Consider the following 24,863-nt stretch of genomic DNA (forward strand, 5'->3'; position numbering starts at 1 on the left):
TGGTAAAACCGAGGTGCCATTAAGGCGCCTCCATTCTACACGAATTGAGGATAAAATAATGAGTGGAACTAATCCTGTATTTTTAGTCCGCAAAGCAAAGAAATCATCAGGCCAGAAAGATGCAGTTCTCTGGTGCAGCGATGATCTTGAAGCGGCAAATGCCACACTGGATTATCTCCTGATTAAATCCGGCGCAAAGCTGAAAGATTATTTTAAAGCTGTTGCCACTAATTTCCCCGTCGTTAACGAGCTTCCGCCAGAAGGCGAACTCAGCTTAACGTTCTGCGATTTCTACCAGCTTGGAAGCGACAACATGACCTGGGCGCAGATCCCCGGTGTTACGTTGCCCTCTTCTGATGCTGCCGCCGAAGCACGTCAGCATATCGTTAACGGTGTTGATACCGAAACAGGTGAAGTGCTGGAAGATCACACAGAAGAAGTTGTTGATACCGAAACTGGCGAAATTACCCAGCACGAACAGCCGTCAACTGAAGACAATGGCGATCGACCTGAACACCCTCAGTTAACTGTTGTGGCAACGATGCCCTTCCGTCATCGCGTTCTGGCTCAACATATTGGCGATGGCGAGTATCTCTATCATGTCGATGAAGAGCAGAAAAAAGCAATTCTCGCTCTGGAAATGGACACTGATAACTCATATGTCCAGAACCTTTTACTTGCGTCTGAGAATGTTGAACCATTCAAAAAGGCCATTGAACACGATATCCATAAAGCGGTAAATGCTGTTAAGAACGTGTTTCCTGCCGATGGCAAAATCCCTGAGCTGGCAAGCGTTATCCAGTTTCTGAAAACATGGTTCGATACCCCTCATATTGATCGCGGGCTGCTCGTTAAAGAGTGGTGCAAAGGTAATCGTGTATCAGCTATTCAGCGTACTGAAAGCGGCGCGAACGCTGGCGGCGGAATTGCATCCGATCGCAAAATGCCCCAGACCACTCTCGGTCTTGAATTTGAAATAGCCTTAGGCCTGCTGGCGCGTCAGTATGAATTTGATATTTATTCTCTGCCATTGCAGATCGAACTAAAGGCTAATTCAATCATGAACGCAGTTGACGACCCTGAGTGGCTGGCAACGCGCGAACTGTTCGTGTCAATGCCTGGTGGTCTGGACTATTCCCGCGCATGCATCGTTGCAACGGTAAAAACCACACCAGATGAACTGTACAAATCCCCATTTCGCCACCGCGAGTACCTGAATAAGGTGCTGACAGAAACTGACCATGCCAATCCCGATCCGCTTGTCGTTGATATTGCCTGCGGACGTTCGTCCATGCCTATGCCAACGCCAGTAAGACAGGATGAACCATCCGTTGAAGAAGTAAACCGACAACTCGCAGCTGCGCGCGGTGATTACGTTGAAGGTATCAGTGACCCTAACGATCCGAAGTGGGTTCATGAAGACTACAACGCCGCCTCAAATGAGGGAGAAAAAACGGAAAATGAGGACGTCGCCGATGTGCAGGTTCAAGAAACTGACGGTAATGAAGAACAGGCTGGTGATGCGCTGCGTACAAGCGAAAGCGATCTGGGGAATGGTGAAGAAGCAGATACCGGCGAACAAGCCGATGTAGACCACAATCAACCGGAAGTGAGCCAGAACAACGATTCTGCAAGCCATTCTGAGCCAGAAGCGCAACAGGAAGAACCAATGCCAGTGTGGCCGGAATACTTCGAGCCGGGGCGTTATGAAGGCGTACCGAACGAGGTATATCACGCGGCGAATGGCACCAGTTCGACGATGGTAAAAGATGCCCGGGTATCGCTGATGTATTTCGAGGCGCGCCACGTATCCAAAACCATCCAGAAAGAACGCACCAAAGTCCTGGATATGGGGAATCTGGTGCACGCGCTGGCATTACAGCCTGAACAACTGGAAAAAGAGTTCAGCATCGAGCCGGAAATCCCGGAAGGTGCGCTCACGACGACAGCGACGATCCGCGCGGTTATCGACGAACACAACGCCAGCCTGCCGGCATTACTCACCGCAGACGATATCAAAGCGTTGCTGGAAGAATACAACGCCACCCTGCCCGCGCCATTACCGCTTGGGGCATCCGTTGACGAAGCGTATGCGTCATATGAGCAACTCCCGGAAGAGTTCCAGCGCATCGAAAACGGGACTAAGCATACAGCAGCGGCAATGAAGGCCTGCATCAAAGAATACAACGCCACCCTGCCGCCGCAGGTGAAAACCAGCGGAAGCCGTGACGCGCTGCTTGAGCAACTGGCGATCATCAACCCTGACCTGGTCGCACAGGAAGCACAGAAGCCACAGCCGTTGAAAGTATCCGGCACCAAAGCGGATCTGATTCAGGCAGTGAAATCCGTCAAACCTGAAACAGTGTTTGCCGACGAGCTGCTTGACGCATGGCGCGAAAACCCCGGCGATAAAATTCTGGTTACCCGCCAGCAGTTGAGCACCGCGCAGGCCATCCAGAAAGCGCTGCTGAATCACCCGACCGCCGGGAAGCTGCTGACGCATCCGAACCGCGCCGTAGAGGTGAGCTATTTCGGTATTGATGAGGAAACCGGGCTGGAAATCCGCGTGCGCCCAGACCTTGAAATCGACATGGGCGGCCTGCGCATCGGTGCGGACCTGAAAACCATCAGCATGTGGAATATCAAGCAGGAAGGCCTGCGCGCCAAACTGCACCGGGAAATCATCGAGCGCGATTATCACCTGAGCGCTGCCATGTACTGCGAAACCGCAGCGCTGGACCAGTTTTTCTGGATATTCGTCAACAAAGACGAGAACTACCACTGGATCGCCATCGTCGAGGTATCCGAAGAGTTGCTGGAACTCGGCATGCTGGAATACCGCAAAGCAATGCGCGCCATAGCGAACGGGTTCGACACTGGCGAATGGCCAGCGCCGATTACCGAAGATTACGCCGAAGAACTCAACGATTTTGATGTGCGCCGCCTTGAAGCGCTGCGCGTACAGGCATAAGGGGGAATAACAATGTCCAATTTAGTCGCCACCACTGAAAACCAAACTCAGAAAATCGACAACGTTTCTATCCTGACGAACGGGGAACTGTTCAACCGCCTGCGCACGCTTTCGGAGGTAATGGCCAACAGTGGAAACTTCGTCCCAGATCATTACCGGGGGAAACCGGACGCCTGCATGGCTGTTGTGATGCAGGCTGCGCGCTGGGGCATGGATCCTTTCGCTGTAGCGCAAAAGACTTTCATCGTCGGGAATTCCGGTGTGCTTGGTTATGAAGCGCAGCTGGTTAATGCGGTGATCAACACTATGGCCCCCACTAAGGATCGTATCCACTTTGAATGGTTCGGCGAATGGGAAAATATCGTTGGACGGTTCGTGGAGAAGACAAGCAGCCAGAATAAAAAGTACATCGCGCCGGGCTGGAATTTGAAAGACGAAGCTGGCGTGGGCGTTCGCGCCTGGGCAACGCTTAAAGGTGAATCTGAACCGCGCGAGCTGGTCCTGATGCTTTCGCAAGCACAGGTACGCAATTCAACATTGTGGGCAACCGACCCACGCCAGCAGTTAGCCTATCTCGCCGTTAAACGTTGGGCGCGTCTCTACTGCCCCGACGTGATTCTCGGGGTTTATACCGCCGATGAGATTGACGAGCGTGAGGAGAAGGTAATCAACCCCTCGTCTGTTGAAAGGGTCACCATTGATGAGATTGCCAGCAGTGCGCGCACGACAGCCAGCGCGCAGGAATCAACTAAAAACATCGATCAGTTAGCCGACGATCTGCGTGACCGCATTGAAAAAGCAATGACGGTCGACCAGGCAAGCGCTATCCGCGGTGAAATCGAGACCGAAAAACCAATACTTGGCACAGCTCTATACACGGAACTGAAAAATAAGGCCGTTCGTCGTTATTACCTGGTCGATCACCGCAACCGGGTGGAAGCGGCTATCAATGCCCTGCCTAACCCGGGCGAACCAGAAGCGGCAGAACTGTTTGCTAAAGCTGAAGGCGTTCTCAATGCCGCCAAACGTCACTTGGGCGATGAACTGTACGACCAGTTCCGCATCACCCTGGACGACATGAAACCGGAATACGTGGGCTAAGGGAGGCGGGAGGGCGGCCCCTCCCGTCACAGGGGGTTATATGCGCCTTATCAATCGCAGTAAGCAATCTCCGTTAGGTCGTCGGGCATGCGATGCAGCACTGGCAAAGCATGTTGAGCTTTACGGGGAGTTTGGCCGACAGAAAACAAAGACCACTTATACCGTGGCGGTCGACGGCGTGAAGGTGACAGTAGAAGTTGTTAACCGACATAAGAGCTATGTCGCCACCGCAATGACAGGTATGCGCCGACTGCGCGCACTGCCAGGGCAGATTGCCTGATAACGAATTATCAATGTCACAACACCGGCGCATCTATACTGGCGCCGGTTACCTGAGGTGAACCATGTCACAGGTAATTTTTAACGAAGAGTGGGTTGTTGAGTCCAGACTTACCGAAAGAACAGGACTTACTGAAGGACAGATTAAAAATTATCGCCAGAAACTATGGGTTGAAGGTGTTCACTTCAAGCGCCTTACTGCGCTTGGACAGACTGACAACTCTAAAGGTCTGCTTTGGTACAACTACCCGAAGATTAATCAGTTAGTTCAGGATGCTTAATGAAATACCCGACTGGTGTTGAACTGCATAACGGAAAAATCAGGATCACATTTATCTATCGCGGCATTCGTTGCCGCGAAGTTCTCCAGGGTTGGGTTGTCAACAGTAGCAATATTAAAAAAGCGGGCAATCTGCGCGCGGCAATTGTGAGTGAGATACAACTCGGTAAGTTCGACTACGCAGATCGTTTCCCGGAATCAAAGGCTCTTAAGAAATTTTCGTCCACAAAACGGATCTCCACATTCAAAGAACTGAGTGATTTTTTTACAGATACAAAGTCACTGGAGGTATCTGAAGCCACTTTGCTATCCATCACATCAGTCGTTAACACCCTGAAACGAGTCGTGGGCGAGAACACACGGCTGGTTGATATTCAGCACGCAGATATTCTGAATTACCGCAAAGAACTCCTGACCGGGGAGGTTTTCAACCCTTCAATGCCAAACCGCATCAAAAATGGGCGCGCGCCCTCAACAGTCAATAAACAGATGGCTGTTTTATCAGAAATGCTGAAGCTTGCAAACCGAAGCCAGTTTATATTGCATGCTCCTTATGAAGGAGTGTCGAGACTCAAGTTATCTAAAAATGATCCCGATCCACTTTTACTTCATGAGTACCAGGCACTGATAGCCGCCCTTCCCCGTAGCCAGGCATTAATCATCATTATTGCAGTGCATACGGGGATGAGGCCGGGCGAGATATGCGCACTGGCATGGGAAGATATTGATTTGGTAAAAGGTGAAATCCACGTATCCAGAAATTTGACGAACAAGCGAGTATTTGTACCCCCTAAAACAGATGCCGGGATAAGGACGATAACGTTGCTGAAACCTGCTCATGATGCTCTGCTGGAGCAATACGAAATCACCGGGAACAGTCCAAAACAGGAAATTAAGTTTCATCATCGTGAGATCGGAAAAACTGAGCAGCAATATCTTCGCTTCGTTTTTTCACCGACATCATACTCGTCAACGAAAGGCGGTTACTTTTCCAAGGACTCGATTTCCTATGGCTGGAGGCGTGGAACTAAACTTTCAGGTATACGTGAGCGCAATCCATATCAGTCGCGTCACACATATGCCTGCTGGACGCTGATGGCCGGAGCGAACCCGTCGTTCATTGCCAGCCAGATGGGGCATGAAGATGCGCGTATGGTGTACGAGGTTTACTCCAAGTGGATTGGTGACATGAACCAGGATCAGGTCAACATGCTGAACAATCAGATGCCGACAGCACTGCCCCCAGGACGCCCCCACGGGCGAGGGAGTATGAAAAAAGTCATTTAATTTCATAGCGCTGGTTTCAATCCACACAATCAGCGTTAAACTACTAATACCGTTAATTTAGGGAGAAAAGATGATGCGCGTACTGGTTGTCGAAGATAATGCCTTATTACGCCACCACCTGAAGGTTCAATTACAGGATTTGGGGCACCAGGTTGATGACGCAGAAGATGCAAAGGAAGCCGATTATTATCTTAACGAGCATCTGCCGGACATCGCCATCGTCGATTTAGGCCTCCCGGATGAAGACGGGCTTTCGCTGATCCGCCGCTGGCGCAGCAATGACGTTTCCCTTCCTGTTCTGGTATTAACCGCCCGTGAGGGCTGGCAGGATAAAGTGGAAGTGCTGAGCGCCGGCGCCGACGACTACGTGACAAAACCATTTCATATTGAAGAAGTGGTCGCGCGTATGCAGGCGTTAATGCGCCGCAACAGCGGCCTGGCCTCGCAGGTTATCTCTATTCCGCCTTTTCAGGTGGATCTCTCCCGCCGTGAATTGTCCGTAAATGATGAAGTGATAAAACTGACGGCGTTTGAATACACCATTATGGAAACGCTGATCCGCAATAATGGCAAAGTCGTCAGCAAAGATTCGTTGATGCTACAGCTCTACCCGGATGCGGAACTGCGTGAAAGCCATACCATTGATGTATTAATGGGGCGCTTACGCAAAAAAATTCAGGCGCGATATCCTGATGATGTGATTACCACCGTCCGTGGTCAGGGATACCTGTTCGAACTGCGCTAATGAATAAATTACTGCGTCATCTTTTTCCTTTATCGCTGCGCCTGCGCTTTCTGCTGGCGACGGCAGGCGTTGTGCTGGTGCTCTCTCTGGCCTACGGCATGGTCGCGCTGGTTGGCTATAGCGTCAGTTTCGATAAGACAACCTTTCGCCTGTTACGCGGTGAAAGCAACCTTTTCTACACCCTCGCGTCATGGCAAAACAATAAAATCAATATCGAGATCCCGGAAAATCTCGATATGCAAAGCCCCACGATGACACTGATCTATGATGAGAACGGCAAGTTGTTATGGGCGCAGCGCAACGTTCCCTGGCTGGAGAAACGTATCCAGCCGGAATGGCTGAAAGCCAACGGTTTTCATGAAATTGAAGCCGATGTCGATGCCACCAGCACATTGCTGAGTGAAGATCATTCCGCCCAACAGCAGCTCAAAGAGGTGCGGGAAGATGACGACGATGCGGAAATGACCCACTCCGTGGCGGTGAATGTCTATCCGGCTACCGCGCGGATGCCGCAACTGACGATAGTGGTTGTCGATACCATCCCCATTGAGCTGAAACGCTCGTATATGGTCTGGAGCTGGTTTATTTATGTGCTGGCGGCAAACCTGCTGTTAGTCATCCCGTTGCTCTGGGTCGCCGCGTGGTGGAGTTTACGCCCTATCGAAGCGCTGGCGCGTGAAGTGCGCGAGCTGGAAGAACACCACCGCGAAATGCTCAACCCGGAAACCACGCGGGAACTGACCAGCCTGGTGCGCAACCTCAACCGGCTGCTGAAGAGCGAACGTGAACGTTATGATAAATACCGCACCACGTTAACCGACCTCACCCATAGTCTGAAAACGCCGCTGGCGGTATTGCAGAGCACCCTGCGTTCAATGCGCAGCGAAAAAATGAGCGTCAGCGACGCCGAACCGGTCATGCTGGAACAGATCAGCCGTATCTCCCAGCAGATCGGTTATTACCTGCATCGAGCCAGCATGCGCGGAAGCGGCGTGTTACTCAGCCGTGAGCTGCACCCCGTAGCGCCGTTACTGGACAATCTCACCTGCGCGCTCAATAAGGTGTATCAGCGTAAAGGGGTCAACATTAGCCTCGATATTTCGCCGGAAATCAGCTTTGTCGGCGAGCAGAATGACTTTGTTGAAGTGATGGGCAACGTGCTGGATAACGCCTGTAAATACTGCCTGGAGTTTGTTGAAATTTCAGCCCGGCAGACCGATGAGCATCTGCATATTCTGGTAGAAGACGACGGCCCGGGCATTCCGCAAAGCAAGCGTGATGTGGTTTTCGATCGCGGTCAGCGCATTGACACCCTGCGACCAGGGCAAGGCGTGGGGCTGGCGGTCGCCCGTGAGATCACTGAGCAATATGAAGGGAAGATCGTCGCCGGTGACAGTTTGCTCGGCGGAGCGCGGATGGAGGTGATTTTTGGTCGCCAGCACCCGATTCAGCGCGATGAATGACGCTGGCGTGTAATATTTATGTATGTTCTTCACCGCATGTCGTTAAGCATCCGTTATAATCGGTGTCAGATACCAGCCTGCGGATAATCAACATGGAATATCAATTAACACTTAACTGGCCCGAATTTCTTGAACGCCACTGGCAAAAACGCCCGGTGGTGTTAAAACGCGGGTTCAACAACTTCATTGATCCGCTCTCCCCTGACGAACTGGCGGGACTGGCGATGGAAAGCGAAGTCGATAGCCGTCTGGTCAGTCATCAGGATGGTAAATGGCAGGTCAGCCACGGCCCGTTCGAGAGTTACGACCACCTCGGCGAGAACAACTGGTCGCTGCTGGTTCAGGCCGTAAACCACTGGCATGAACCTACCGCTGCGCTGATGCGTCCTTTCCGCGCGTTGCCAGACTGGCGTATTGACGATCTGATGATCTCCTTTTCCGTCCCTGGCGGCGGCGTGGGTCCGCATCTGGATCAGTACGATGTCTTTATCATTCAGGGAACCGGTCGCCGCCGCTGGCGCGTAGGCGAGAAGCTGCAACTGAAGCAGCATTGCCCTCACCCGGATCTGCTCCAGGTCGATCCTTTTGAAGCCATCATTGATGAAGAGCTGGAGCCCGGCGATATTCTGTATATCCCACCCGGATTCCCGCACGAAGGCTACGCGCTGGAAAACGCGATGAACTACTCGGTTGGTTTCCGCGCGCCGAATACGCGTGAACTGATCAGCGGTTTTGCCGACTACGTTCTGCAACGCGAGCTGGGCAGCACCTATTACAGCGACCCGGATATCCCGTCGCGCGAGCATCCTGCCGACGTTCTGCCGCAGGAGATGGACAAGCTGCGTGAAATGATGCTCGACCTGATCAATCAGCCTGAACACTTTAAACAGTGGTTTGGCGAATTTATCTCCCAGTCTCGTCACGAACTGGACATCGCGCCGCCGGAACCTCCGTATCAGCCGGATGAGATCTATGATGCGCTGAAACAAGGCGATGTGCTGGTGCGTCTGGGCGGATTACGCGTCCTGCGCATTGGCGATGAGGTCTACGCCAACGGTGAGAAGATTGATTCTCCGCACCGCCCGGCGCTGGAGGCGCTCTCCAGTCACATCGTGCTGACCGCCGAGAATTTTGGCGATGCGCTGGAAGACCCGTCGTTCCTCGCAATGCTGGCCGCACTGGTCAACAGCGGGTACTGGTTCTTCGAAGGGTAATAAGTTATTGCGATTGAGCCTGATGGCAACGCGAACGCGTTTTATCAGGCCTACGCACGGTAGGCCTGATAAGTGAAGCGCCATTACACCACGACACCATTACTGCTGCTTCGCAGTTAGCTCCGCAATACGCACAATCACCTGCACCGCTTTCTCCATCCCTTCCAGCGTCACAAACTCATGCTTGCCATGATAGTTATAGCCGCCGGTAAAGAGGTTCGGGCACGGTAAGCCCATAAACGAAAGCTGGGCGCCGTCAGTGCCGCCACGAATCGGCTTCATATCCGGCACAATATCGCAGTCACGCATTGCCTGCTGTGCAATATCGAGAATATGTGGGTGTTCGACCACTTTCTCACGCATATTGTAATAGCTGTCTTCGATCACCAGCTCAATGTAGCAGTCCGGGTGCAGCCCCTTCCCGACCTTTTTAGCGATCTCCATCATTTTGCGCTTGCGGGCTTCAAACTGTTTGCGGTCGAAATCGCGAATGATGTAGTGCATATCCGCACGATCAACGGTGCCTTTCATACTCGCCAGATGGTAGAAGCCTTCATAGCCTTCGGTCGTCTCCGGGCTCTCATCCGCCGGAACCTCGGCATGAATACGCGCCGCCAGCGACAGCGCATTCACCATCACGCCCTTCGCCGTACCGGGGTGTACGTTATTGCCCACGATTTTGATATTCACGGAGGCCGCATTGAAGTTTTCAAACTCCAGTTCCCCTACGCCGCCGCCATCAACGGTATAAGCCCACTGCGCGCCGAAAGCCTCAACGTCAAAATGTTTCGCCCCTTTCCCGACCTCTTCATCCGGCGTAAAGGCCACGCGAATATCACCGTGCGGAATGTCTTTCTGTTTCAGTACCGCCAGCGCGGTCATGATTTCCGCCACGCCCGCTTTGTCGTCAGCGCCCAGCAGCGTTTTCCCGTCAGTGGTGATCAGCGTCTGCCCCAGCAGTTGATGCAGAACCGGGAACATCACCGGCGACAGCACCTCATCACCGATCCCTAGCGCAATATCGCCACCACGGTAGTTTTCCACAATCTGCGGATTCACATTTTTACCGCTGAAATCAGGTGAGGTATCCACATGAGAGATAAAACCAATCGCGGGAATATCACCAGCAACGTTGGCTGGCAGCGTCACCATGACGGTCCCTTTGTCACTTAACGTGACGTTCACCAGCCCCATTTCTTCGAGCTGTTGTTTGAGCAAATGTAATAATTTCCACTGGCCCTCAGTGCTGGGCACTTGCCGTACGCCCGCCTTTGATTGGGTATCCAGCGACACGTAGTGTAAAAAACGCTCAAGTAGTTTATCCATGCAGTCACCCTCACTTTTCGTGACAACATTATTAATAAGCAAGAAAAGACAAATATTGCGTCAGGTCACTTTTATCCCTGCAAACGAGAATATTTCGCGTAGACACTTTTTCTGACTATAAAGCTAAGCCAGTAATTCGCAACAAGGATTGGCGATTTTAGCGGTTTGCCGTAGAATGGCCGCCCTCATTAAGAGTCACCAAGGTGGTTAACCACAAACCCCGCATCGGTCAGCCATCCGTTGCGTCTACATGGGACAGAGTAAAAAATTGAATAAACAACCGCGTTCGCTTTCACCGCTGGTACAACTGGCGGGAATTCGCAAAAGCTTCGACGGAAAAGAGGTCATTTCTAATCTGAATCTGACCATCAATAACGGCGAATTCCTCACGCTGCTTGGCCCCTCTGGCTGCGGTAAAACAACCGTTCTGCGCCTGATTGCCGGTCTGGAAAATGTTGATGCCGGTCATATCATGTTGGATAACCAGGACATCACCGACGTTCCAGCGGAACACCGCTATGTGAACACCGTCTTTCAAAGCTATGCGTTATTCCCCCACATGACCGTATTTGAAAATGTGGCTTTCGGTTTACGCATGCAGAAAACCCCCGCCGCCGAGATTACCCCTCGCGTCACCGACGCTCTGCGCATGGTGCAACTGGAAGAGTTTGCGCAGCGAAAGCCGCATCAGCTTTCCGGCGGGCAGCAGCAGCGTGTGGCCATCGCCCGCGCCGTCGTCAATAAACCGCGTTTATTGCTGCTGGATGAATCCCTCTCCGCGCTGGATTACAAGCTGCGAAAGCAGATGCAGAACGAACTGAAAGCGTTGCAGCGTAAGCTGGGCATCACTTTTGTGTTCGTTACGCACGATCAGGAAGAAGCGCTGACCATGTCTGACCGTATCGTGGTGATGCGCGACGGCATTATTGAGCAGGACGGCACGCCGCGAGAAATCTATGAGGAGCCGAAAAACCTGTTCGTCGCCGGATTCATTGGCGAAATCAACATGTTTAACGCCACGGTAATTGAACGTCTCGACGAACAACGCGTACGCGCCAATGTAGAAGGACGCGAGTGCAATATTTATGTTAACTTTGCCGTCGTTCCTGGTCAGAAACTGAACGTACTGTTACGCCCGGAAGATCTGCGCGTTGATGAAATTAACGATGATAACCACATTGAAGGTCTCATTGGCTACGTGCGCGAGCGCAACTACAAAGGTATGACGCTGGAATCCGTCGTCGAACTGGAAAATGGCAAAATGGTGATGGTCAGCGAATTCTTCAATGAAGACGATCCTGACTTCGACCACTCTCTCGACCAAAAAATGGCCATTAACTGGGTAGAAAGCTGGGAGGTCGTACTGGCTGATGAAGAACACAAGTAAATTCCAGAATGTGGTGATTGTCACTGTCGTTGGTTGGCTTGTGTTATTTGTCTTTCTGCCCAACCTGATGATTATTGGTACCAGCTTTTTGACCCGTGATGACGCGAACTTCGTCAAAATGGTCTTTACGCTGGATAACTACGCTCGTTTGCTCGATCCGCTCTATTTTGAGGTCTTGCTGCATTCCCTCAATATGGCGCTCATCGCCACCTTCGCCAGCCTGGTGCTCGGCTATCCCTTTGCCTGGTTTCTGGCGAAACTGCCGGAAAAAGTGCGTCCGCTGCTGCTGTTTTTGCTGATCGTACCGTTCTGGACCAACTCGCTGATCCGTATTTACGGCCTGAAAATTTTTCTCAGCACCAAGGGCTATCTCAACGAGTTCCTGCTGTGGCTGGGTGTGATTGACACCCCGATCCGCATCATGTTCACGCCGGGCGCGGTCATTATCGGTCTGGTCTATATCCTGCTGCCGTTTATGGTGATGCCACTCTACTCCAGCATTGAAAAACTGGATAAGCCGCTGCTGGAGGCCGCCCGCGATCTGGGCGCCGGTAAATTGCAGACCTTTATTCGCATTATTATTCCGCTGACCATGCCGGGGATCATCGCCGGGTGTCTGCTGGTGATGCTGCCGGCGATGGGGCTGTTCTATGTCTCTGACCTGATGGGTGGAGCAAAGAACCTGCTGATTGGTAACGTTATTAAGGTTCAGTTCCTGAACATTCGCGACTGGCCGTTTGGCGCAGCCACCAGCATTACGCTGACGATTGTGATGGGCCTGATGCTGCTGGTTTACTGGCGCGCATCGCGGCTGCTGAATAAGAAGGTGGAACTCGAATGATCGGTCGACTGCTTCGTGGCGGTTTTATGACCGCTATCTACGCGTACCTGTATATTCCAATCATCATCTTGATTGTGAACTCCTTTAACAGTTCGCGCTTTGGCATCAACTGGCAGGGTTTTACCACCAACTGGTACAGCCTGCTGATGAATAACGACAGCCTGTTGCAGGCGGCACAGCACTCGCTGACGATGGCGGTGTTCTCGGCCACCTTTGCCACAATCATCGGCTCGCTAACGGCAGTGGCGCTGTATCGCTATCGTTTTCGCGGTAAACCGTTTGTCAGCGGCATGCTGTTCGTCGTCATGATGTCGCCGGATATTGTAATGGCGATTTCACTGCTGGTGCTGTTTATGCTGCTCGGCATCCAGTTGGGCTTCTGGTCGTTGCTGTTTTCGCATATCACCTTTTGCCTGCCCTTCGTGGTCGTTACCGTTTACTCGCGCCTGAAAGGGTTTGACGTGCGGATGCTGGAAGCGGCAAAAGACCTGGGGGCCAGTGAAGTCACGATTTTGCGTAAGATCATTCTGCCGCTGGCAATGCCTGCGGTCGCGGCTGGCTGGTTGCTCAGTTTCACCCTGTCGATGGATGACGTGGTGGTTTCGTCATTCGTCACCGGGCCTGGCTATGAGATTCTGCCATTGAAAATTTACTCAATGGTAAAAGTCGGCGTTTCACCGGAAGTTAATGCGCTGGCAACGATTTTGTTGGTTCTGTCGCTGGTTATGGTCATCGCCAGCCAGCTTATTGCTCGTGATAAAACCAAGGGCCGTTGAGGCCCACTATTCAGGGGACGTTAAATGAAAAAATGGTCACGCCACCTGCTCGCGGCGGGTGCTCTGGCACTGGGCATGAGCGCCGCTCACGCTGATGACAACAACACGCTCTATTTCTACAACTGGACCGAGTATGTTCCACCAGGACTGCTGGAACAGTTCACTAAAGAGACGGGCATTAAGGTTATCTATTCGACCTACGAGTCGAATGAAACCATGTATGCCAAGCTGAAAACGTATAAAGACGGCGCCTACGACCTGGTGGTGCCTTCCACCTATTACGTCGATAAAATGCGTAAAGAGGGCATGATCCAGAAGATCGACAAAACGAAGTTAACCAACTTCCACAACCTCGATCCTGAAATGCTCAACAAACCGTTTGACCCGAATAACGACTACTCCATCCCGTATATCTGGGGCGCAACGGCAATTGGCGTTAACAGCGACGAAATTGACCCGAAAACCGTCACCAGTTGGGCGGACCTGTGGAAGCCTGAGTATAAAGGCAGTCTGCTGCTGACTGACGATGCGCGTGAAGTGTTCCAGATGGCGCTGCGTAAGCTGGGTTACTCCGGCAACACCACCGATCCTAAAGAGATTGAAGCGGCGTATAACGAACTGAAAAAACTGATGCCAAACGTGGCGGCGTTCAACTCAGACAACCCGGCTAACCCGTATATGGAAGGCGAAGTCAACCTGGGGATGGTGTGGAACGGTTCTGCGTACGTTGCACGTCAGGCGGGGACGCCGCTTGAGGTTATCTGGCCGAAAGAAGGCGGTATTTTCTGGATGGACAGCCTTTCTATTCCGGCGAACGCCAAAAACAAAGAAGGCGCGCTGAAGCTGATCAACTTCCTGTTGCGCCCGGATGTGGCGAAAGAAGTGGCGGAAACCATCGGTTATCCGACGCCGAACCTGGCCGCACGTAAGCTGTTAAGTCCTGAAGTGGCAAATGATAAATCACTCTACCCTGATGCCGACACCATCAATAAAGGGGAATGGCAGAACGACGTGGGTTCCGCCAGTGCTATCTATGAAGAGTATTATCAGAAGCTGAAAGCGGGACGCTAATTCAGCGTTGTAAAGAATGCCCGATGGCGCTGCGCTTATCGGGCCTGGATAAATGCAAACCGTAGGCCGGATAAGGCATTCGCCGCCATCCGGCAAAAAAATCACAGTCCTTTCAATAATTTCTCAATAAACGCCGGTACAACCTGGCTTGCCGGGCCATAATATTTCTCTTCAAACTCGCTGCCGACCTGGCTTGGTTCAAGATTTAGCTCGACCGTATGCGCGCCATGCAGGCGGGCCTCATGCACAAACCCGGCAGCCGGATAAACATGCCCGGATGTTCCGATAGCGATAAACACATCCGCCATCGCCAGCGCCATATAGATCTCATCCATGCCAAGCGGCATTTCACCAAACCACACGACGTGCGGGCGAAGCGAAGCCGGGAACTGGCAGCAGTGGCACTTATCGTCTGAAGTCACATCGCCCGTCCAGTCCAGAATTTGTCCGCTCTGGGAGCAGCGCACTTTCAACAGCTCGCCGTGCATGTGAATGATATTCTTGTTGCCCGCGCGTTCATGCAGATTATCGATATTTTGCGTCACCAGCAGGAAACGATCGCCCAGCGCCTCTTCCAGTTTTGCCAGCGCGACATGCGCCGGGTTGGGCTGAATCTCAGGCCGCTGCAACTGCTGACGGCGGGCGTTGTAAAATGACTGAACCAGTTCTGGATCGCGGTCAAACCCTTCCGGGGTCGCCACATCCTCTACCCGATGCTCTTCCCAGAGACCATCAGCGGCGCGAAATGTACGAATGCCGGATTCGGCAGAGATTCCCGCTCCAGTAAGAACTAATACTCTTGGTTTTTCCATCATTTCCGGCACCACTCTGTCTCTGAAAAAGATTCGCTGACGCAGGCGTTCACGCAAATGGCGTTTGTTTTTACGAAAACGGCTTAATCGATGAGCCCGACGCGACTGCATAACAACCTCTTTTGATTAATCGGTAAGATGTAAGAAGGCAGCGCCGCGCATCCCGCCCGCATCACCGTGTCGCGCCCGCTCAATACGCGGTACACGAGCAACAGGAAGGAGATGACGTGGCAACCTGTCTGCCAGTTGCGTTGTTATAGCAGTGAAGTTTGATAATCCTCCCCCAATCACCACCAGATCGGGATCGACGATCGTGAGGATATTCCCCAGGCAGACCGCCAGTAAATCCAGGTAACGTTCAACATGCGCACGCGCGCGTTCATCACCTTGCTCCCACAAAGCAATAATCTCCGGCGCCTGTAGAGGTTGATGATAGTAATGCTGATACAGCCACGCAAACCCGCGGCCGGAAAGATAATTTTCGATGCAGCCCAGTTGACCGCAGCCGCAGCGACGCAGAGGAAAATCGAACCCCATCAGGGTGAGGGCATCGACAGGCAGACGCATATGACCAAACTCGCCGGTAATATAGCTGCAACCGGTGATCGGCTTACCGTTGAGCACCAGTCCGCCGCCTACGCCCGTCCCGAGGATAAGCCCCATGACCAGCGGATACTGCGTGAACTCATCATCCCAGGCTTCCGACAGTGCAAAGCAGTTCGCGTCGTTATCCAGGCGAACATCACGATCCAGCCGGGCGCTGAGATCGGCGCGGAGCGGTTTACCGCTGGCGGCCGGAACATTGGCGGCATACAGCGTTCCGTCTTCCGTTTCCGGCATCCCGGGAATACCAATGCCCACGGAACCTTTTACGTCAAACCGCTGGTCGGCTTCCGCCACCAGATCGCAGACCGCCGTTAAAAAAGCCTCATAGCCTTCGCGTGGCGTCGGTACGCGTTTTTCCCAGCGCAAACGTCGCTCGTTATCAAACACGCCTAAGGCAATTTTTGTCCCGCCAATGTCAAACCCGTAATACATCACGCACCGCTCCTTGTTCTTATGTACTGCGACTACTGGCCGCTTAACACTCTCGCGGGGTCAATATTGCTGGCGCGTCGCGCCGGATACCAGCTCGCCAACAAGCTCAGCAACAATGCCGTAACCAGTACGTAAATAACGTCCAGCCAGTGTAATTCGGATGGCAGGAAGTCGATAAAATAGATGTCTCCAGAAAGGAACTGATGCCCTATCAGCTTTTCGATGCCTTCGATGATAGGGGTCAGTTGCAACGAGACGACCACGCCAATCGCCACGCCGCACAGACTGCCGAGCAGACCCGCCAGCAGCCCATACCAGACGAAAATGGCGCGGATTAGGCCATCTTTCGCCCCTAAGGTTCTTAATACCGCGATATCGCCGCTCTTATCTTTTACCGCCATCACCAGCGTCGAAACGATATTGAAGCAGGCCACGCCGATCACCAGCACCATCGCCAGATACATGATGGCGCGGATCATCTGAATATCATGGTACATATAGCCGTAAGTACCGATCCAGCTCTTAATGTAAACGTAACTGTCGGTCACTTCGCCAGCGTCCCGTACCAATTTATTGGCGTTAAAGACATCGTTGACCTTAATCGCGATGCCGGACACGCTGGCCCCCATATCCAGGTACTGCTGCGCGTCTTCCATAGGGATCATGGCAAAGCTGTGATCGAGCTGACCGCTCAGTTGCAGAATCCCCGTCACATGCAGACGCACTCGCTTAGGCTGCTGCAATTTATGATCGGCGCTGGCATTGGGGATCATGATCGACACCCAGTCGCCCTGCTTCACTTTCAGCGCATCAGCAACGCCCTTGCCAATGATGATCTGCTGCTCGCCCGCCCTGAAGTTATCCCAGGCATGGTTTTGCACAAACGACGGCAGCGCGCTCAAGCGCTGTTCCTGTTTCGGGTCCACGCCCTTCACCTGGATTGCGCGCAGATTCGCCCCGCTCTCCACCAGCCCGGTAAAGTTGATATAGGGCGCTGCCGCTGCAATCCCCTGTACGTGCTGCACTTTTTCCAGCGCTTCGCGCCAGTGAGTCCACGGCTGATTCACCGCTTCAATTTCACCATGCGGCACCACGGCCAGAATACGGTTGTTCAGCTCGCGCTCAAAACCGTTCATCGCGCTTAAACCGACAATCAGTACCGCCACACCCAGCGCGATGCCGATAGTCGAGATAACGGAAATCAGCGACACCATACCGCCGCGTCGACGACCACGACTAAAGCGCAAGCCGATCAATAACGATAAAGGCGAAGCCATTACTCAGCTCCCATCAGGCTCAGTTCTGCCGTCAGCAGACCGTCGCGCATTTCAAGCTGACGGCTCATTCGCTTCGCCAGCTGCAAATCGTGAGTCACTACCAGAAACGCCGTTCCCTGAGCGCGATTGAGTTCACCCAGAAGCTGGAAAATACTGTCGGCATTGCGCGCATCCAGGTTGCCGGTCGGTTCATCCGCCAGCACCAGGCGCGGATTGTTGACCAGCGCTCGGGCGATGGCGACACGCTGACGCTCGCCGCCGGAAAGTTCGGATGGACGATGGTTAGCTCGGTGATCCAGCCCCACCGCCTGCAACATTTCACGCGCCCGCTCGGTAATTTCAGCCGGTTTTTTCTTGCCGATCAGCAGCGGCATCGCGACGTTTTCCAGCGCGGTGAAATCCGGCAGCAGGTGATGGAACTGATAAATAAAGCCAAGCTTCTGGTTGCGCAGTTCCGCTTTCGCCGCCGACGAGAGTTTGCTCATCGGCTGGCCGCTAAAAATGACATCGCCCGACGTCGGCGTATCCAGGCCGCCCAGCAGGTGCAGGAGCGTACTTTTCCCGGAGCCGGAGCTGCCGACAATCGCCATCATTTCGCCTTCGCCAATGCTGAAGCTGACATCGTGCAGCACGTCGGTTTGCACGGAGCCTTCCTGATAGCGTTTGCACAGGTTGTCGCATTGCAACAGGATCTTATTCATAACGTAAAGCCTCAGCGGGTTGGGTGGCGGCAGCGCGCCAGGAAGGATACAGCGTGGACAATAACGCGATGGCCATCGCCACCAGCGCAATAACAACAACCTGTAGCGGTTCAATCGCCACCGGCAGCGCAGCGCCATCCAGGAATGCGCCAATGATCGGCATCAGGTTATTCAGTTGGCTGGCCAGCAATGCGCCCAGCACCGCCCCCAACAGCGCGCCGATAATCCCGGCGCTGGCGCCCTGAACCATAAACACCATCATGATCTGGCGCGGCGTCAGCCCCTGGGTTTGTAAAATAGCCACTTCGCCCTGCTTCTCCATCACCATCAAACCTAACGAAGTAATAATATTAAACGCCGCCACGGCGACGATCAGGCTTAACAGCAAACCCATCATGTTTTTTTCCATGCGCACGGCCTGGAACAGTTCGCCTTTTCGCTCACGCCAGTCCTGCCATTTCGTCCCCTCCGGCAGCGTCTGCTGGCTGAGGGTATCCACCTTCAGCGGCTCATTGAGCCACAAGCGCCAGCCGGTGATATTGCCTGCCGGGTAGCGCATCAGACGCGACGCGTCCTGAATATTGGTCAGCATCTGGTAGCCATCCACTTCGCTGTTCGCCGCGAAGGTGCCAATCACCGTAAACAGGCGCTGGCTCGGCAGCCGTCCCATTGGTGTGAACTGGCTGGCGGAAGGCACCATCACGCGAATTTGATCGCCGCGATTGACGCCCAACTGCCCGGCAAGCTGCTCGCCGAGGATGACATTATACTTGCCCGGTTCAAGAGAGGTTTGCTTCACATTGACCAGATACGGCGTTAAGGGATCTTTTTGCGCCGGGTCGATACCCAGCATCACGCCCACGGCGACGCTACGCGCGCTTTGCAGCACGACATCTCCCGTGGTAAGCGGCGCGATACGGTTGACGCCATTCAACGTAACCGCTTTTTCGGGTATCTGCTGTGGATTAAGGGAGCCCTGCTCAGACGAGAGAATTGCCTGCGGCATCAGGCCAAGGATGTTGTTTTGCAGTTCACGCTCAAAACCATTCATCACCGACAATACCGTGACCAGCGCCATCACCCCGAGAGTAATGCCAATGGTGGAAAGCCAGGAGACGAAACGACCGAAACGATCTGCTGCACGCCCACGCATATAACGCAGGCCAATAAATAGAGCGACAGGTTGGTACATGAAATCCGTCTGGTTGCTGTTAGCAAAGCCCTGAGTATATAAGCGAAAGCGGAATGGGTAAATGACTGAACCGTAAGTGTTCGTCAGCGTAATTCTGAAAAGTATCAAGAAATCAACTTCCTGAAGATACCTGCTTTGATACTCACCCTTGACCCTGATCTTTATCTTAAAAAAATAAAATACAGAATGTTACGCATTACAACACCGATCCCCGCCCGCAGGATCACAGGCTATGTTGAATAACACGAGTACGCCGTCCTGATGAAACAAAAAGAATTGTGGATCAACCAAATCAAAGGGTTATGCATCTGCCTGGTGGTCATTTATCACTCTGTGATTACGTTCTATCCCCACCTGACCGCTTTCCAGTATCCGTTATCGGAGATCCTGACGAAATGCTGGATCTACTTTAACCTCTATCTGGCGCCGTTTCGCATGCCGGTGTTTTTCTTTATTTCCGGGTATCTGATCCGCCGCTATATTGACAGCGTGCCCTGGGGAACCTGTATTGATAAACGGATCTGGAGCATTGTCTGGGTACTGGCGCTCTGGGGAGTGGCGCAATGGCTGGCGCTTAGCTGGCTCAACCACTGGCTGGCGCCCGAACGCGACATCAACAACGCCTCCAACGCCGCTTATGCCGGGTCCGTCGGCGAGTTTATTCACGGAATGCTGACAGCCAGCACCAGCCTCTGGTATCTGTATGCGCTGGTTGTCTATTTTGTGCTGTGTAAAGTTTTCAGCCAATGGGCAAAACCACTGTTCGTACTGTTTGTACTGCTGAGCGTGACGATAAACTTCGTGCCGACGCCGTGGTGGGGAATGAACAGCGTGATCCGCAACCTGCCTTACTACAGCCTCGGCGCCTGGTTTGGCGCCACGCTGATGGAGTGGATTAAGCATGTCCCACTGCGTCGTTATGCTATCGCGTTTGCGGGCATTGCGCTGCTCGCCGTCATCGCCTGGCTGGCTAATGTATCCCTGCTGCTCTCACTGGTGTCGATTGTGCTGATCATGAAGCTTTTCTATCAGTATGAGCAGCGCTTCGGCATGCGTTCTTCCAGCCTGCTGAATGTCATCGGCTCAAACACTATTGCTATCTATACAACCCACCGTATCCTGGTCGAAGCGTTCAGCTTAACGTTGATTCCGAAAATCAACGGCGCGGCATGGTCGCCGCAGCTTGAGTTTGCTCTGCTGTTGGTTTACCCCTTTGCCAGTCTGCTGATTTGCACGCTGACGGGCCTTACCGTCCGAAAAATTTCGCAACGCCTGTTTGCCGATCTCTTCTTCTCTCCGCCTTCACTCCCCGCCGTTACCAGCTATTCGCGTTAATCTTTTCGCCCCCTCCCGGGGGCGAATCAATTTGCTAAAGAGAAACGATCACGGATAATAAAGAGCATTGCTTATCAGTGATATGCCCCCATAGTGTGGTGTATACCCAATAGAGATCCTGCAACCACTATGCCTGAACAACAACGTTATACTCTGCCAACCAAACCCGGCGATCAGCGCCAGTTGGGTGAGCTTACCGGCGCCGCCTGCGCCACGCTGGTGGCGGAGATTGCCGAGCGCCATGCTGGCCCAATCGTGCTTATTGCACCTGACATGCAAAACGCCCTGCGCCTGCATGACGAAGTTCGCCAGTTCACCGACCAACTGGTGATGAATCTGGCGGACTGGGAAACGCTCCCTTACGACAGCTTTTCCCCACACCAGGAAATCATCTCTTCACGCCTGTCCACGCTTTACCAGTTGCCGTCAATGCAGCGCGGCGTATTGATTGTTCCGGTAAATACGCTGATGCAGCGCGTTTGCCCGCACAGTTATTTGCACGGCCACGCCCTGGTGATGAAAAAGGGTCAGCGTTTGTCGCGCGACGCCCTGCGCGCACAGCTGGATAGCGCGGGCTATCGTCATGTTGATCAGGTCATGGAACATGGTGAATACGCCACTCGCGGCGCGCTGCTGGATCTGTTTCCGATGGGCAGCGAACAGCCCTATCGTCTTGATTTTTTTGATGATGAAATCGACAGTTTGCGCCTGTTTGATGCCGATACCCAGCGTACGCTGGAAGAAGTCGACGCCATCAATTTGCTGCCCGCGCATGAATTTCCGACCGATAAAACGGCCATCGAGCTGTTCCGCAGCCAGTGGCGTGACACATTTGAAGTTAAACGCGACGCCGAGCATATTTACCAGCAGGTCAGTAAAGGCACGCTGCCTGCCGGGATCGAATACTGGCAGCCGCTGTTCTTCAACGAGCCGCTGCCGCCTCTGTTCAGCTACTTCCCGGCGAACACGCTGCTGGTGAATACCGGCGCGCTGGAAAACAGCGCTGAACGCTTCCAGGCCGATACCCTGGCGCGTTTTGAAAACCGTGGCGTCGATCCTATGCGCCCGCTTTTGCCGCCGGAATCCCTGTGGCTGCGGGTCGATGAGCTGTTCTCCGAACTCAAACGCTGGCCCCGCATACAGTTAAAAACCGAACATCTGCCAGGTAAGGCGGCGAATACCAATCTGGGTTTCCAGAAACTGCCGGATCTGGCGGTACAGGCGCAGCAAAAAGCGCCGCTGGACGCGCTGCGTAGGTTTCTTGAATCCTTCAACGGGCCGGTCATTTTCTCCGTAGAAAGCGAAGGCCGCCGCGAAGCGCTCGGGGAACTGCTCGCCCGTATTAAAATTTCACCCAAACGAATTTTGCGCCTGGATGAGGCGCTCGACGCCGGACGTTACCTGATGATTGGCGCTGCGGAGCATGGTTTCATCGATACGCAGCGTAATCTGGCGCTTATTTGCGAGAGCGATTTGCTGGGTGAACGCGTTGCGCGTCGCCGTCAGGACTCACGCCGCACGATTAACCCCGACACGCTGATCCGCAACCTGGCGGAGCTGCATCCTGGCCAGCCGGTGGTACACCTTGAGCATGGTGTGGGGCGTTATGCGGGTATGACGACGCTGGAAGCCGGCGGCATCAAGGGCGAGTACCTGATGCTCACCTACGCCAACGACGCCAGACTGTACGTACCGGTGTCATCTTTGCATCTCATCAGCCGCTATGCCGGAGGCGCCGAAGAGAACGCGCCGCTGCATAAACTGGGCGGCGACGCCTGGTCTCGCGCCCGACAGAAAGCCGCGGAGAAAGTGCGCGACGTGGCGGCAGAGCTACTGGATATTTACGCCCAGCGCGCGGCGAAAGAAGGTTTCGCCTTTAAGCACGATCGCGAGCAGTATCAGCTGTTCTGCGACAGCTTCCCGTTCGAAACCACGCCAGACCAGGCGCAGGCCATTAACGCCGTCCTGAGCGACATGTGCCAACCGCTGGCAATGGATCGTCTGGTGTGCGGCGACGTCGGCTTCGGGAAAACCGAAGTGGCGATGCGCGCCGCGTTCCTGGCGGTGGAAAACCACAAACAGGTCGCGGTGCTGGTGCCTACCACCCTGCTGGCGCAACAGCATTTCGATAACTTCCGCGACCGCTTCGCCAACTGGCCGGTGCGCATCGAAATGCTCTCCCGTTTCCGTAGCGCCAAAGAGCAAGCGCAGATCCTTGAGCAGGTCGCTGAGGGGAAAATCGACATTCTGATCGGCACTCATAAGCTGCTGCAAAGCGATGTGAAATTAAAAGATTTGGGCTTGCTGATTGTCGATGAAGAGCACCGTTTCGGCGTACGGCATAAAGAGCGCATCAAGGCAATGCGCGCCGACGTCGATATTCTGACGCTGACGGCAACGCCAATCCCTCGTACGCTCAACATGGCGATGAGCGGTATGCGCGATCTGTCGATCATTGCCACACCGCCCGCCCGTCGTCTGGCGGTAAAAACCTTCGTCCGCGAATATGACAACCTGGTGGTGCGCGAGGCTATCCTGCGTGAAGTTCTGCGCGGCGGCCAAGTGTATTATCTGTATAACGACGTGGAGAATATCCAGAAAGCCGCGGACCGACTGGCGGAACTGGTGCCGGAAGCCCGCATCGCGATTGGTCACGGGCAGATGCGCGAGCGCGAACTTGAGCGCGTTATGAACGACTTCCACCACCAGCGCTTTAACGTTCTGGTGTGTACCACCATTATCGAAACCGGTATTGATATTCCGACCGCGAACACGATCATCATTGAGCGCGCCGACCATTTCGGCCTGGCGCAGCTACACCAGCTACGTGGCCGCGTTGGACGTTCGCACCATCAGGCGTATGCCTGGCTGCTGACGCCGCATCCAAAAGCGATGACGACCGACGCGCAAAAACGTCTGGAAGCCATTGCCTCGCTGGAAGATTTGGGCGCCGGTTTTGCGCTGGCGACCCACGACCTCGAAATTCGCGGCGCTGGCGAGCTGCTTGGCGAAGATCAGAGCGGGCAGATGGAGACCATCGGCTTCTCGCTGTATATGGAGCTGCTGGAGAACGCCGTGGATGCGCTGAAAGCCGGACGTGAGCCGTCGCTGGAAGACCTCACCAGCCAGCAGACGGAAGTCGAACTGCGTATGCCGTCGCTGCTGCCGGATGATTTTATCCCGGATGTGAATACGCGTCTGTCGTTCTATAAACGCATTGCCAGTGCGAAAAACGAAAACGAGCTGGAGGAGCTCAAGGTAGAGCTGATCGACCGTTTCGGCCTGCTGCCTGACCCGGCGCGCAATCTGCTGGATATCGCGCGTCTGCGCCAACAGGCACAGAAGCTGGGCATTCGAAAACTGGAAGGCAACGAGAAAGGCGGTACGATTGAGTTTGCCGAGAAAAATCACGTTAACCCAACCTGGCTGATTGGTCTGTTGCAAAAACAACCGCAGCACTTCCGCCTCGACGGCCCGACACGCCTGAAGTTTATTCAGGATCTGGCGGAGCGTAAAACGCGTATGGACTGGGTGCGCCAGTTTATGGCGCAACTGGAAGAAAACGCGGCGGCGTAACATCTACGACGCCGGATGGCGGCGCAAGCGCCTTATCCGGCCTACGGGAAGCATACCCTGTAGGCCCGGTAAGCGCAGCGCCACCGGGCACATCGCCTTATCCGGCCTACGGGAAGCATATCCTGTAGGCCCGGTAAGCACAGCGCCACCGGGCGTAATGCCCTCTGCCATCCCCCGCGTTTTCGCCCACA

Annotated in this window: 20 protein-coding genes; 14 read left to right on the forward strand and 6 right to left on the reverse strand. The window is 53.8% G+C overall.

Annotated elements, in window-relative coordinates; genetic code table 11:
* Window positions 1-58 precede the first annotated feature (58 nt).
* The 8 genes from CKO_RS08130 to roxA all read left to right on the forward strand — a co-directional run bounded on the left by CKO_RS08130 (window position 59) and on the right by roxA (window position 9,340).
* Window positions 59-2,971 carry a RecE family exodeoxyribonuclease gene (locus tag CKO_RS08130; protein WP_012132780.1) on the forward strand — a complete coding sequence of 971 codons (2,913 nt, stop codon included), beginning with the start codon at window positions 59-61 and terminating at the stop codon, window positions 2,969-2,971.
* A gap of 12 nt (window positions 2,972-2,983) precedes the next feature.
* Complete coding sequence (locus CKO_RS08135; RefSeq protein ID WP_012132781.1) at window positions 2,984-4,072, forward strand: RecT family recombinase; 1,089 nt, start codon at window positions 2,984-2,986, stop codon at window positions 4,070-4,072.
* Between the two features lie 40 nt (window positions 4,073-4,112).
* Window positions 4,113-4,352 (forward strand): DUF4060 family protein, encoded by a 240-nt coding sequence (locus CKO_RS08140; RefSeq protein WP_012132782.1) that lies wholly within the window; start codon window positions 4,113-4,115, stop codon window positions 4,350-4,352.
* 64 nt (window positions 4,353-4,416) lie between these two features.
* Entirely contained in the window at window positions 4,417-4,632 is a 216-nt protein-coding gene (gene xisR / locus CKO_RS08145; protein ID WP_012132784.1) for an excisionase family protein, read from the forward strand.
* Window positions 4,632-5,918, forward strand: coding sequence for a site-specific integrase (locus tag CKO_RS08150; RefSeq protein ID WP_012132785.1), 1,287 nt, complete (start codon window positions 4,632-4,634; stop codon window positions 5,916-5,918). The genes xisR and CKO_RS08150 overlap by 1 nt, the downstream gene beginning before the upstream one ends.
* Before the next feature lie 73 nt (window positions 5,919-5,991).
* Window positions 5,992-6,663, forward strand: a complete 672-nt coding sequence (gene phoP / locus CKO_RS08155; RefSeq protein ID WP_024130426.1) for a two-component system response regulator PhoP — start codon at window positions 5,992-5,994, stop codon at window positions 6,661-6,663.
* Window positions 6,663-8,126: a two-component system sensor histidine kinase PhoQ gene (gene phoQ, locus CKO_RS08160; protein WP_012132787.1), complete on the forward strand. Its 1,464-nt coding sequence runs from the start codon at window positions 6,663-6,665 to the stop codon at window positions 8,124-8,126. Before phoP ends, phoQ begins: the two co-directional genes overlap by 1 nt.
* Before the next feature lie 92 nt (window positions 8,127-8,218).
* On the forward strand, window positions 8,219-9,340 hold the full coding sequence (gene roxA / locus CKO_RS08165) for a [50S ribosomal protein L16]-arginine 3-hydroxylase (RefSeq protein ID WP_024130427.1): 1,122 nt from the start codon (window positions 8,219-8,221) through the stop codon (window positions 9,338-9,340).
* A 99-nt stretch (window positions 9,341-9,439) separates the two neighbouring features.
* On the opposite strand, the gene pepT is transcribed toward roxA, so the two are convergent.
* Window positions 9,440-10,666 carry a peptidase T gene (pepT, locus tag CKO_RS08170; RefSeq protein WP_012132790.1) on the reverse strand — a complete coding sequence of 409 codons (1,227 nt, stop codon included), beginning with the start codon at window positions 10,664-10,666 and terminating at the stop codon, window positions 9,440-9,442.
* Window positions 10,667-10,916: 250 nt separating this feature from the next.
* Between pepT and potA the strand changes: the two genes are divergently transcribed.
* Genes potA through potD form a run of 4 tightly spaced genes read left to right on the forward strand, consistent with a single transcriptional unit; the run spans window position 10,917 to window position 14,741 of the window.
* Window positions 10,917-12,053 carry a spermidine/putrescine ABC transporter ATP-binding protein PotA gene (gene potA, locus CKO_RS08175; protein WP_012132791.1) on the forward strand — a complete coding sequence of 379 codons (1,137 nt, stop codon included), beginning with the start codon at window positions 10,917-10,919 and terminating at the stop codon, window positions 12,051-12,053.
* Entirely contained in the window at window positions 12,037-12,894 is an 858-nt protein-coding gene (gene potB / locus CKO_RS08180) for a spermidine/putrescine ABC transporter permease PotB (protein ID WP_012132792.1), read from the forward strand. The genes potA and potB overlap by 17 nt, the downstream gene beginning before the upstream one ends.
* Window positions 12,891-13,670, forward strand: coding sequence for a spermidine/putrescine ABC transporter permease PotC (gene potC / locus CKO_RS08185; protein WP_012132793.1), 780 nt, complete (start codon window positions 12,891-12,893; stop codon window positions 13,668-13,670). The genes potB and potC overlap by 4 nt, the downstream gene beginning before the upstream one ends.
* A gap of 24 nt (window positions 13,671-13,694) precedes the next feature.
* Window positions 13,695-14,741 carry a spermidine/putrescine ABC transporter substrate-binding protein PotD gene (potD, locus tag CKO_RS08190; protein ID WP_012132794.1) on the forward strand — a complete coding sequence of 349 codons (1,047 nt, stop codon included), beginning with the start codon at window positions 13,695-13,697 and terminating at the stop codon, window positions 14,739-14,741.
* A gap of 101 nt (window positions 14,742-14,842) precedes the next feature.
* On the opposite strand, the gene cobB is transcribed toward potD, so the two are convergent.
* The 5 genes from cobB to lolC are packed head-to-tail and all read right to left on the reverse strand — an operon-like array spanning window position 14,843 to window position 19,761.
* On the reverse strand, window positions 14,843-15,664 hold the full coding sequence (gene cobB / locus CKO_RS08195) for a Sir2 family NAD+-dependent deacetylase (protein ID WP_024130428.1): 822 nt from the start codon (window positions 15,662-15,664) through the stop codon (window positions 14,843-14,845).
* Between the two features lie 15 nt (window positions 15,665-15,679).
* Window positions 15,680-16,591, reverse strand: a complete 912-nt coding sequence (gene nagK / locus CKO_RS08200; RefSeq protein WP_012132796.1) for an N-acetylglucosamine kinase — start codon at window positions 16,589-16,591, stop codon at window positions 15,680-15,682.
* A gap of 32 nt (window positions 16,592-16,623) precedes the next feature.
* Complete coding sequence (lolE, locus tag CKO_RS08205; protein WP_024130429.1) at window positions 16,624-17,868, reverse strand: lipoprotein-releasing ABC transporter permease subunit LolE; 1,245 nt, start codon at window positions 17,866-17,868, stop codon at window positions 16,624-16,626.
* Window positions 17,868-18,569, reverse strand: coding sequence for a lipoprotein-releasing ABC transporter ATP-binding protein LolD (gene lolD / locus CKO_RS08210; protein ID WP_012132798.1), 702 nt, complete (start codon window positions 18,567-18,569; stop codon window positions 17,868-17,870). Before lolD ends, lolE begins: the two co-directional genes overlap by 1 nt.
* Window positions 18,562-19,761: a lipoprotein-releasing ABC transporter permease subunit LolC gene (lolC, locus tag CKO_RS08215; protein WP_024130430.1), complete on the reverse strand. Its 1,200-nt coding sequence runs from the start codon at window positions 19,759-19,761 to the stop codon at window positions 18,562-18,564. The genes lolD and lolC overlap by 8 nt, the downstream gene beginning before the upstream one ends.
* Window positions 19,762-20,022: 261 nt before the next feature.
* Between lolC and CKO_RS08220 the strand changes: the two genes are divergently transcribed.
* Both CKO_RS08220 and mfd read left to right on the forward strand, forming a co-directional pair.
* A complete protein-coding gene (locus tag CKO_RS08220; protein WP_012132800.1) occupies window positions 20,023-21,096 on the forward strand; it encodes an acyltransferase family protein in 1,074 nt (357 codons plus the stop codon).
* Window positions 21,097-21,225: 129 nt separating this feature from the next.
* On the forward strand, window positions 21,226-24,672 hold the full coding sequence (gene mfd, locus CKO_RS08225) for a transcription-repair coupling factor (protein WP_012132801.1): 3,447 nt from the start codon (window positions 21,226-21,228) through the stop codon (window positions 24,670-24,672).
* Window positions 24,673-24,863 lie beyond the last annotated feature (191 nt).

This window comes from Citrobacter koseri ATCC BAA-895 (assembly GCF_000018045.1).
GTDB classification, from domain to species: Bacteria; Pseudomonadota; Gammaproteobacteria; order Enterobacterales; family Enterobacteriaceae; genus Citrobacter_B; species Citrobacter_B koseri.